The organism is Histophilus somni (genome assembly GCF_014202395.1).
GTDB classification, from domain to species: Bacteria; Pseudomonadota; Gammaproteobacteria; order Enterobacterales; family Pasteurellaceae; genus Histophilus; species Histophilus somni.
The window spans coordinates 177,805-189,514 of record NZ_JACHGQ010000003.1 but is presented as its reverse complement, the minus strand read 5'-3'; the positions used below and the strand labels follow the sequence as shown (position 1 = coordinate 189,514).

Sequence of the window (11,710 nt, the reverse complement as noted above, 5' to 3'; positions counted from 1 at the left end):
AGACTGTAGACTGTAGACTGTAGACTGTAGACTGTAGACTGTAGACTGTAGACTGTAGACTGTAGACTGTAGACTGTAGACTGTAGACTGTAGACATTTTTCTATTCTATTTTTATTTGTCAAGTATTATTAATTTATCCGGGCGATTTTATCCTAACTTTAAATGTAAAGAAAATGTTTTTTAGAAAAAAGTTTATTCTTTGCGATTTGTCGCCTATCTTTTTTGCTAAATCGTTTAAAATAACAACAGAAACACTCAACGTTATTTCTGTTGTTATTGAAATGTTGATAGCTGAATTGTCTTATCCGTATGTTAAAACGCTCACTTACGACTTACGATTTATAACCATTAGGATTATTTTTTTGCCAATTCCACGTGTCTTTCATCATTTGTGTTAAATCTCGCTCAGTTTTCCAACCTAATTTTTCTAATGCTTTTTGAGGATTGGAATAACACGTTGCTATATCCCCTGGACGGCGTTCAACTAGCTTATAAGGAATTTGAATATCATTTGCTTTTTCGAAGGCTTTTACCATATCCAAAACGGAATATCCAATTCCCGTGCCTAGATTATAAATATGACAGCCTTGATCATTTTGGTGTTTCTCCAGTGCTTTTAGATGCCCAATTGCAAGATCGACCACATGAATATAATCACGCACACCTGTACCATCGTGTGTATCATAATCACTACCGAAAACTGAAAGCTGTGGTAATTTTCCTACTGCTACTTGACTGATATAAGGCAATAAATTATTCGGAATACCATTAGGATCTTCTCCAATTAAACCACTTTCATGTGCACCGACAGGATTAAAATAGCGAAGTATGACAACACTCAAGTGCGGATTTGCACTCACTGCGTCTTGTAAAATACGTTCTACCATAAATTTAGATGTTCCATAGGGATTAGTCGTTCCGCCAACTTTACAAGTTTCGGTAATTGGAATGATTTCAGGGTCTCCATAAACAGTTGCTGATGAACTAAAAACTAAGTTATATATGCCTGCTTTTAGCATTTCTTCCAGTAACGTAATCGAACCGTTCACATTATTCTGATAATAGTGCAACGGTTTTTTTACGCTTTCTCCCACGGCTTTTAATCCGGCAAAATGGATCACCGCTTCAATTTTATGTGTTGAAAAAATACGCTGTAGTATTTCTCGATCTAAAATGTCGCCTTGATAAAAAGTGATATTTTTTCCGGTAATTTGTTGTACTCGCTGTAAAGAAACTTCCGAGGAATTTGATAAATTATCTAAAACAACAATTTCAAAACGATGATTCAATAATTCAACAACCGTATGCGAACCGATATAGCCGGCACCGCCGGTAACTAAGATTGCCATGTTTTGCTCCTAAATAAGAAATAAACGATAACTTTTGTCTATTCTACACTTATTTTAAACTCCGCTCTAATAAAAACCGCACTTATGAGTGCGGTTCAAAAACAAAATTAAAACGATATTAGCGTTTTCTTAAAATTAACATTAAAACAGCTAATGTTACGCCACAAGCGATAAAACCTAACAATCCGGATAACGTGAAACCGACAACTAAGTAGCCTACAATTGTTGCCATAGCTAATGTTAACGCATAAGGTAATTGTGTTGTTACGTGATCCATGTGGTTACATTTCGCTCCGGTAGAGGACAAAATTGTTGTATCAGATACAGGGGAACAATGATCTCCACAAACTGCACCAGCCATTACCGCAGATAAGCAAGGTAACATTAATTCAGGGGCAGCATTTGATGCAATTTCTGCGGCAATTGGTAGCATTATTCCAAATGTTCCCCAGCTGGTTCCTGTGGAAAATGCCATCACTGCACCGAGGATGAAAAGTAATGCCGGTAACGTTGCAATAGGAAGATTGCCAGATACAAGGCTGGATAAATATGTCCCTGTTTGCATATCTTTCACAACCGAATTAATCGTCCATGCAAAGCACAGAATTAAAATAGCACCGGACATCGATTTTGCACCCAATCCCCAAGATTTTATATATTCATTTAAACTAATCTGACCATCAGTTAAAATACAGAGAGTAACCATCACCACTGAGGCAATCCCTCCAACAACGAGAGAAATCCCTACCGTTGTGTTTTCAAATGCACCCAGCACGCTAAAGGCTTTACCGTCAGCAATTAATGCTTGTCCGCCGGTATACATCATCATTGCCACAGTTGCTACAATCAATACCACTATTGGCAAAACAAGATTTCGTACATGCCCTTTTATCTTTGTTTGTATTTCAACTTCTCTTTCTGTATCCCCTCTCTCTAATGCCAATCTTTCATGTCTCGCCATTGACCCAATATCAAATGAAAAATAAGCCACGAAAAATACCAATAAAATAGAGAAAATTGCATAAAAATTCATTGAACTCATCGCCATAAATGCACCGATTGGAGAGTAATCGGTAATGGCATAAGTTGCTAATAGTCCCGAAATCAAGGTAATGATATAAGCCCCCCAACTGGATACAGGCATCATAACGCACATAGGTGCTGCTGTTGAATCAAGAATATAAGCTAATTTTGCTCGAGATACATTGAATTTATCCGTAACCGGACGGGCAATTGCACCAACCGCTAAACTATGGAAATAATCATCAATAAACGTAACGAACACTAAAGCAGCCGCCATTAATTTTGCACCACGACGACCTTTAATACGTTTCTGAGCCCATTCAGCAAAGGCTTGGTTACTACCGGATACAGTTAAAAGTGCAGTCAAAACACCAAGTAAAACTAAAAAGAGGATAATATTTATTGTGTCCCACGCAAATGCGATTGAGCTGTTTTCTTCAATACTATAAACCAAAGCGGAGATATGATTCCACAAATAAGGAATACTATCCAATATGGATGTATCTTTGGTCAACATTAAAGCACCGGTAATAATACCAATGCTTAAAGATAAAATGACTTTCCGAGTTACAATGGCTAATAGCAAAGCTAATATCGGTGGAATAACCGAATAAATAGATGTGGAATAATTTACAAGTTCCATGTTGTTCTTCCTAATTTAAGGGAGAACCACTGAGATTGATATTTTAAATATAATTAAAATAAGGTGATCAAAATAACCCATACCAACCTAACCAGTAGCGCTCCATAGTGGATAAATACTATGACAGTGACGTTTCTTTCGAATACGCCCCCAACCAATTAAAATGACTTTTAATTGATTTCGGCAACTATTCCTTTCATTTTTTTCATCGTTATCCACTCAAAAAATTACTTATAACAGCCGCACCTCTACATATGTAGGAGCGAGTAAGATTACAATAAGAAAATCAAAATTCCAAGTATTAATCTATAATTAATGTAAAATAATTAAACTAATATATAAAATTAAAATTTAGACTATTTTTAAATTAAGATTTACCTAAAAATATTTTTTCGTTATTATTTGAAAGCGAATTATCAATATAAAATTAAGGAGTAAAAATGTCTGACCTATTAAAAACATTAACCAGTATTCGAGCATTGCGTGTAGCAACAAAAGAATTCACTCTGCAAGAGTTAGAAAGTATATTGGAGAAATTTCAATTAATTACAAATGAACGACGTCAACTAATTGAAGAAAATCAACGAAAAGAACAAGAACGTTTGGAACGTATCGCAAAATATAAAGCATTGCTAGCACAAGACGGCTTAACCTTGACTGATTTAGTCGATGATCCAACCTTTACCACTAAACGCCCTCGTAAAAAAATAGCTCCTCGCAAAGCAAAATACCAATATACAGATCAAAATGGTAAAGTAAAAACTTGGACGGGTCAGGGGCGTATGCCTTTATCTCTGCAAGCTGAATTAAATACAGGAAAAACATTGGCTGATTTCGAAATTTAATCATGCTATAAATCTCTAACTTAAGTTTTTTATTAACTTAACACAATAAATCACTATTTATTATGGTTGAAAATAAAATCCTATTAACAGATTGTCCTGATGATAAAGGTTTAATCGCTAAAATTACTAATATTTGTTACAAACACCAGCTCAATATTATTCATAATAATGAATTTGTTGATTTTGAAACTAAACACTTTTTTATGCGTACTGAATTGGAAGGTATTTTTAATCAACAAACTTTACTTGCCGATTTAGACTATAGTTTACCGAATGGTACAAATTGCCGTTTAGTTGATGCAAAAAGAAAACGTATTGTAATTTTAGTTACCAAAGAGGCTCATTGCGTAGGCGACATTTTAATGAAAACCTATTATGGCGGATTAGATGTAGAAATTGCCGCTGTGATTGGGAATCATGAAACTTTGTGTTCGTTGGTCGAGCGTTTTGATATTCCGTTTCATTGTGTAAGCCATGAAGGATTAACTCGAGTAGAACATGATAAATTACTAGCTGAAAAAATTGACGAATATGCTCCAGATTATATTGTTTTGGCTAAATATATGCGTGTTTTAAATCCCGAATTCGTCAGCCGTTATCCCAATAGAGTGATTAATATTCACCATTCATTTTTACCCGCATTTATCGGTGCAAAACCTTATCATCAAGCTTATGAAAGGGGGGTTAAAATTATTGGTGCGACAGCACATTTTATTAATAATGAGCTAGATCAGGGACCAATTATTATGCAAAATGTCATTAATGTTGATCATACTTATAATGCGGAAGCCATGATGAAGGCAGGACGTGATGTAGAAAAAGCGGTACTAACGCAGGCTTTAGATTTGGCACTTCATGACAGAATTTTTGTGTATCAAAATAAAACTATTGTTTTATAAAAAACTCTGCCTCTTATGTTAAGAGGCAGGTAGATAATAGAAACTACATGAATTTTAGCTATTCGATAGTTCTTAATAATTCGTTAATGCCTACTTTGCCTAATGTTTTCGCATCAACTTTTTTTACAATTACTGCACAATAAAGATTATATTTACCGCACTTGGAAGGTAAGCTACCTGATACAACGACTGAACCCGCCGGAACACGACCATAGAAAATCTCGCCGGTTTCACGATCGTAAATTTTGGTTGATTGACCAATGAATACCCCCATGGAAATTACGCACCCCTCTTCAACAATCACACCTTCCACAATTTCAGAACGTGCACCAATAAAGCAATTATCGCCGATAATCGTTGGATTTGCTTGTAATGGCTCCAATACTCCGCCAATCCCTACGCCTCCGGATAAATGCACATTTTTACCGATTTGTGCACAAGAACCCACTGTTGCCCAAGTATCGACCATTGTCCCTTCACCGACATAAGCACCAATATTGACAAAAGACGGCATTAAAACAACACCTTTAGAAATATGAGAACCTTTACGAACAACCGCTCCCGGTACGGCTCTAAATCCTTCAGTTTTAAAACGTTCTACATCATAATCTGCAAATTTCACCGGCACTTTGTCATAATATTTTGTTTCTGCACCATCAACTACAACATTGTCATTTAAACGAAAAGAAAGAAGAACCGCTTTTTTCAACCATTGATTAACAATCCATTCGCCTTGTTCATTTTTCTCCGCAACACGATAAATACCTTTATCTAATCCTTCAATCGCTTCATCTACCGCTGCTCTAAGCTCTGCTTCAGCATTTGTCGGGGTAATTTCTGCTACACGTTCAAATGCACGCTCAATAATATTTTGTAAATTCGACATATCGTTTCCTAATTAAGAGTAAATAAAAATTCGGTGTCTTTTGTATCATATTTCTCAACAAAACTCATCTTTTATTATTAGCTCAAACTCAATTATCTTTTTAATCATCAAAAAAACTGTATAATTGAATAGAGTTTCATCATTTATAGTCAACATTCATTTGTTATAATGTTGTCGATTTTTTCAAATAAGCAAGGAACATTTTATGACGATGACAACTCAACAACTTATCTCCAAGCTCACCGACATTGTAGGCAATAAATTTATTATTACGGATCCAAGTAAAACAGAAAGTTATCGTAGCGGCTATCGTTTTGGCAACGGAAATGCGATTGCTGTTGTTCGTCCTACTAATCTGGTTGAATATTGGAACGTATTAAAAGCCTGTGTTGAGGCTGATGTAATTATTATAAATCAAGCCGCAAATACCGGTTTAACCGGAGGATCAACACCAAGCGGTAATGACTATGATCGTGATATTGTGATTATCAATACAATGTATATGAACGGTATTCAGCTAATCAATAATGCCGAGCAAGCCGTTTGCTTACCTGGTTCGACATTAAATGAATTGGAAATTTTATTAAAAACACATGGGCGTGAGCCTCATTCCGTTATCGGTTCATCCTGTATTGGTGCCTCTGTTATTGGCGGTATATGTAATAATTCAGGCGGTGCATTGGTGCAAAGAGGACCGGCTTACACAGAAATGGCACTTTATGCTCAACTTAATGAACAGGGAGAATTGGAACTCAAAAATCATTTAGGCATTGACTTAGGTAATGATCCTGAAGAAATTTTGGAAAATTTACAAAACCAACGTTATCAACGCAAAGATATTCAACAACATTGTGGCAGAGGACACGATCATTCTTATTGCGAACATGTACGCCAAATTGATGAAAACTCTCCAGCAAGATTTAACGCTGATCCAAGCCGACATTATGAAACCTCCGGGAGTGCCGGAAAATTAGCTGTTTTTGCAGTCCGCTTAGATACGTTTCCGATGGAAAAACATACCGCAGTTTTCTACATTGGAACAAATCAAACAGATGTGTTAAACGACATTCGTCGTCATATGTTAGCTAATTTCCAACAATTGCCAATCTCTGGCGAATATATTCATCGTGATGCTTTTGACATTGCCGCCAAATACGGTAAAGATACTTTTTGGATTATTAAAAAATTTGGCACACACCGCTTACCTAAATTATTTGCCTTGAAAGCTAAAGTTGACCGAATCGCCAAAAAAGTCAGTTTTTTATCCAATGATTTCAGTGATAAGTTTATGCAAATTTTATCAAAAGCGATGCCGGAACATTTACCGAAATCTTTATGGCAATACCGTGACCAATATGAACATCATCTTATTGTAAAAATAGGTGGTACAGGTGTTCAAGAAGCTCAAGAATACTTAAAAGAGTATTTTTCCGATAACTCTAAAGGTAATTATTTCCAATGTAATACAGAAGAAACTCAAGCAGCAATGTTACACCGTTTTGCTGTTGCTTCAGCTGCAATTCGTTATCGTGCAATTCACGATAAAGATGTTGAAGATATCGTTGCTTTGGATGTTGCCTTGCGTCGTAATGACAAAGAATGGTTTGAAAAATTACCTGCTGAAATTGAAAATAAAATTATACACAAACTTTATTACGGTCATTTTATGTGCCATGTTTTTCACCAAGACTATATCATTAAAAAAGGCCATAATTGTACAGAATTGGAACACCAAATGCTTGATTTATTAGATCAGCGTGGTGCGGAATATCCAGCGGAACATAATGTTGGGCATTTGTATCAAGCAAAACCGGAATTACGCAAATTCTACAAAGCCCTTGACCCAACAAATAGTTTCAATCCGGGAATAGGTCAAACCTCAAAGAAAAAATATTGGCAATAACCGCTTTACCAAATTGAATTAAAAGGGAAAATAATCAAGTTATTTTCCCTTTTGTGTAAAGTGCGGTCATAAAACTTAAAATTTTACTTACACAATCAAGAATAATTCTTATTGACTTTTAATCTATTAAAGTATTTAATACAGCTCTTTCGTATCCTTTACTTAATATTTATTCTTACAAGGAGTTTTCATGAAAAAATCACTCAGCACATTAACCTTAGCCTTAGCAGCGACCGTTTCCGCCAGTGCTTTAGCTGCAAATGAAGTTAATGTTTATTCCTATCGTCAACCTTATCTTATTGAACCAATTTTAAAAGAGTTTGAAAAAGAAACAGGGATTAAAGTTAATGTTCTTTTTGATAATAAAGGCTTAGTTGAACGTGTAAAACGTGAAGGTGAATTAAGTCCAGCAGACGTATTATTAACTGTTGATATTAAACGTGTGATGGAAATTGTGAATGCGGGTCTTGCACAACCTATCCATAGCGAAATCTTAGAAAAAAATATTCCAGCACAATATAGAGATGCTAATGATCAATGGTTTGGACTAACAACTCGTGCTCGTGCGATTTACACTTCTAAAGATCGTGTAGGTAAATTACCTGCTGATTTCACTTATTATGACTTAGCAAAACCTGAATTAAAAGGAAAAGTTTGTGTGCGTTCTGGTAAACACACTTACAATGTTTCTCTTGTTGCTTCTATGATTGCACATGATGGTGAAGCAAAAGCAAAAGCATTTTTAGAAGGACTAAAAAACAACTTGGCACAAAAACCACAAGGTGGCGATCGTGATCAAGTAAAAGCTATTAAAGAAGGTGTATGTGACTATTCTTTAGGCAATAGCTACTACTTCGGAAAAATGCTAGACGATGAAAAACAACGCTCTTGGGCAGAAGCGGTTTATATCAACTTCCCTAACCAAAAAGCAAAAGGTACTCACGTTAATATTAGCGGTATTGCTATTGCAAAATATGCACCAAATAAAGAAAACGCAATTAAACTTGCTGAATATTTAAGTGGTGATAAAGCACAGCATTTATACGCAGAGCTTAACCATGAATATCCTGTAAAAGCTGGTGTTGAACCGTCTGAAAAAGTGAAATCTTGGGGAACATTTAAGAAAGATCCGCTACCACTAAATAAAATAGCGGAAAACTACGATAAAGCATTAAAACTTATTGATGAAGTCAAATTCGATCTTTAATATTTGCTAAAAGAACAAGCCTAGTATGCTAAATCCACTAGGCTTTTTTCTTTGTTTATCCTGTTTCTAAACTGGGCATTTAATGATCTCACTGACTTTGAGTTTATGCTATAATTGCCCCATTAAACTTTACATTACTTTATAATTAGTTTTCGAATGTTTTTATTTTCCTCAAGATTAAATAAAATTATTTGGTTTTTAACCGCACTTTTTATTACGTTGTTTTTTGTAACACCGATCATTGCTATTTTTTATCAATCTTGGAGCCTCAATTGGCAAAACATTCAACATCTTTGGCAAACTGTTCTGTTTGATTATCTGCTAAACTCTTTGCTTCTCGTTATTGGAACTGTTTCTTTTAGTTTAGTTTTCGCTTTGCCTTGTGCTTGGTTTATTTCTCAATATCAATTTACCGGACAAAAAATCTTACAATGGCTATTGTGTTTACCTCTCGCTATGCCCGGCTATTTAGTTGCTTATCTTTATACGGATTTATTAGACTATGCCGGTGCTGTACAAGTATTTTTACGGCAAACTTTTTCATGGTCAAGTGCACAAGATTATTGGTTTATTTCCATTAGAACATTATGGGGAGCTTGCATTGTTCTTGCTTTAGTTCTTTTCCCTTATATTTTCCTATTAGTACGTTTAGCCTTATTGGAACAAAGCGAAAATTTAATTCAAAGTGCTAAATTACTTGGAAGCTCACCACGCAAGTTATTACAAAAAATTATTTTCCCTTTAACTCGCCCTGCAATTGCTATTGGTTGTGCTTTAGTTGCGATGGAAACCTTGGGCGATTTCGGCACTGTATCTTATTTTGCAGTGCCAACATTAACAACCGCAGTTTATGACACTTGGTTAGGACTGGGAGATCTCGGCTCGGCTGCTCAAATCTCAATGTTCATTTTATTGCTTATTTTTAGTCTCTTATTGCTGGAAAATTATAGCCGTTACAAACAAAAAACCTATCAACGAGGGTATGAAAAAAAGACCGCACTTAAGCCATTAAAAGGAATAAAAGGCTTTTTAGTACAAACTTATTGCTGGGGATTAGTCACTTGTGCTTTCTTTATTCCTGTTGCACAATTGAGTTATTGGGCAATTCATTATTTTGAACAATCACAACTCTATAAATTTTCACAATATGCTTATAACAGTTTGTCAGTTTCTATTACCGCCTCAATTGTTTGTGTAATTTTCGCTCTGCTTTTACATTTTTACCAACGCTTAAATCTACATTCAAATCACATACAACGTAGTGCACAATTCACCTTACGCTTTGCGAGTTTAAGCTACGCTATTCCCGGTACAGTTTTAGCTATCGGTATTTTAATTCCTTACACATTTGCGGATCATCAAATTAACGCTATACTGGCTCAGTTAAATTTATCTCCTGTAGGATTAATTTTTTCAGGATCAATGTTTGCTTTAGTTTCCGCTTATGTCATTCGCTTTTCCGCTATGGCTCTCGGAAGTATTGAAACATCATTACAAAAAATTCCTCCTACATTAGATATGGCAAGTCAAAGCTTAGGTACTAATGGCATAAAAATGTTAAAAAAAGTACACTTCCCATTACTTTCTAAAGGAATTTTAACCGCACTTTTAATGGTGTTTATTGAAAGTATGAAAGAACTTAACGCCTCATTGTTATTGCGACCTTTTAATTTTGATACCCTAGCAACTTATGTTTTTTCTTTTACTTCCGATGAACAATTAGAACATGCCGCTTTGCCTGCATTAACATTAATTCTCGTTGGTTTAATCCCTGTTATTTGGCTCACTCGTTCACTCATTTTACATTCAGAAAAGGATCGATAATGAATAGTCTTAAAATTCAATCACTTAGTTGTCAATACAAACAACAAATTGTCTTACATCAACTCGATCTAGAATTGAAAAAAAATGAAATTTTATGCTTATTGGGAGCAAGTGGTTGCGGAAAAACGACACTATTAAAAGCCATCGCCGGATTACAGCCTATTACACAAGGAAAAATCTACTTAAATGGACAAGATTTAACACCTGTCCCTGTAGAACAACGCAACATAGGTTTTATTTTTCAGGATTATGCTCTTTTTCCTCATTTAACAGTCAAAGAAAATATTCAGTTTGGTTTGGATAAAAAAAGTGCGATGGAAAAAAAGCAAATTTCGCAAAATATGCTTAACTTAGTTCATCTAGATGGACTGGAAGATCGTTACCCTCACCAACTGTCAGGAGGTCAACAACAGCGTGTCGCTATTGCTCGAGCCTTAGCATGCAAGCCAAAACTACTATTGCTTGATGAGCCTTTTTCAAATATTGATAGCCAAGTTCGCTATCAAATGATTGATGAAATTAAACAAATAGTGAAACAACAAAGCATTTCAGCAATCTTTGTAACTCACAGCAAAGAAGAAGCATTTGCTTTTGCCGATAATATTGCATTGATGAAAGATGGAAAAATTATTCAAGTCGGAGCAACAGATCAACTCTATTACCAACCTAACAGTAAATTTGTGGCTGAATTTTTAGGGAAATATAACTATATTGATTGCTATATTGATCAACAAAATCAATTACATTCAATCTTTGGTATACAGCCTATCGACAACTTACTCACACTTGCTGATCAATCTCCACTATTACAAAATACGGAGTTACATTGGCTGGTTCGCCCACATCAAATTCAGGTCATACCAACTTTACAGGGGCATGGTACAATAACTCAAAGTCAATTTTTAGGGCAATATTATCAGTACCAAGTTACTCTATCTGATGTACAACAAATCACCATTCAAACAATGCAATCCTTAGAAATTGGACAAAAAGTACAATTGTTCTATCAAGATCCTAAGCCAATTCTCTTTCCTAAAACAAATGTGTAAATATAATATTACATTTTGTAAAAATAAAATTACACTTTTAAAAAAATATAAGTTACAATAACCGCACTTTTATTTTCATCA

The 11,710-nt window shown here is 35.1% G+C and carries 9 protein-coding genes and 1 riboswitch; of the genes, 6 read left to right on the top strand and 3 right to left on the bottom strand.

What is annotated here, in order from left to right:
- Positions 1-333: 333 nt before the first annotated feature.
- Positions 334-1,350, bottom strand: a complete 1,017-nt coding sequence (gene galE, locus HNR69_RS03155; RefSeq protein WP_075293804.1) for a UDP-glucose 4-epimerase GalE — start codon at positions 1,348-1,350, stop codon at positions 334-336.
- A gap of 118 nt (positions 1,351-1,468) precedes the next feature.
- Positions 1,469-3,016, bottom strand: coding sequence for a Na+/H+ antiporter NhaC family protein (locus HNR69_RS03150; RefSeq protein WP_075293803.1), 1,548 nt, complete (start codon positions 3,014-3,016; stop codon positions 1,469-1,471).
- 87 nt (positions 3,017-3,103) lie between these two features.
- A riboswitch (Lysine riboswitch) is annotated at positions 3,104-3,275 on the bottom strand.
- Positions 3,276-3,456: 181 nt separating this feature from the next.
- Between HNR69_RS03150 and HNR69_RS03145 the strand changes: the two genes are divergently transcribed.
- Together HNR69_RS03145 and purU are read left to right on the top strand one after the other, a co-directional pair.
- On the top strand, positions 3,457-3,861 hold the full coding sequence (locus tag HNR69_RS03145) for an H-NS family histone-like protein (RefSeq protein WP_012340417.1): 405 nt from the start codon (positions 3,457-3,459) through the stop codon (positions 3,859-3,861).
- A gap of 62 nt (positions 3,862-3,923) precedes the next feature.
- The gene (purU, locus tag HNR69_RS03140) at positions 3,924-4,760 is read left to right on the top strand and encodes a formyltetrahydrofolate deformylase (RefSeq protein WP_011608939.1); all 837 of its coding nucleotides are present in this window, start codon (positions 3,924-3,926) and stop codon (positions 4,758-4,760) included.
- A gap of 58 nt (positions 4,761-4,818) precedes the next feature.
- On the opposite strand, the gene dapD is transcribed toward purU, so the two are convergent.
- Positions 4,819-5,646 (bottom strand): 2,3,4,5-tetrahydropyridine-2,6-dicarboxylate N-succinyltransferase, encoded by an 828-nt coding sequence (dapD, locus tag HNR69_RS03135; RefSeq protein ID WP_075293802.1) that lies wholly within the window; start codon positions 5,644-5,646, stop codon positions 4,819-4,821.
- A gap of 211 nt (positions 5,647-5,857) precedes the next feature.
- Here dapD and dld point away from each other — a divergent pair, with 211 nt between their 5' ends.
- From dld to HNR69_RS03115, 4 genes are all read left to right on the top strand, one after another.
- The gene (gene dld / locus HNR69_RS03130) at positions 5,858-7,549 is read left to right on the top strand and encodes a D-lactate dehydrogenase (protein WP_075293955.1); all 1,692 of its coding nucleotides are present in this window, start codon (positions 5,858-5,860) and stop codon (positions 7,547-7,549) included.
- A gap of 190 nt (positions 7,550-7,739) precedes the next feature.
- Positions 7,740-8,756, top strand: a complete 1,017-nt coding sequence (locus tag HNR69_RS03125; RefSeq protein WP_011608936.1) for a Fe(3+) ABC transporter substrate-binding protein — start codon at positions 7,740-7,742, stop codon at positions 8,754-8,756.
- Between the two features lie 156 nt (positions 8,757-8,912).
- Positions 8,913-10,580: an ABC transporter permease gene (locus tag HNR69_RS03120; protein ID WP_011608935.1), complete on the top strand. Its 1,668-nt coding sequence runs from the start codon at positions 8,913-8,915 to the stop codon at positions 10,578-10,580.
- Positions 10,580-11,629, top strand: a complete 1,050-nt coding sequence (locus HNR69_RS03115) for an ABC transporter ATP-binding protein (protein WP_011608934.1) — start codon at positions 10,580-10,582, stop codon at positions 11,627-11,629. The genes HNR69_RS03120 and HNR69_RS03115 overlap by 1 nt, the downstream gene beginning before the upstream one ends.
- Positions 11,630-11,710: the final 81 nt, after the last annotated feature.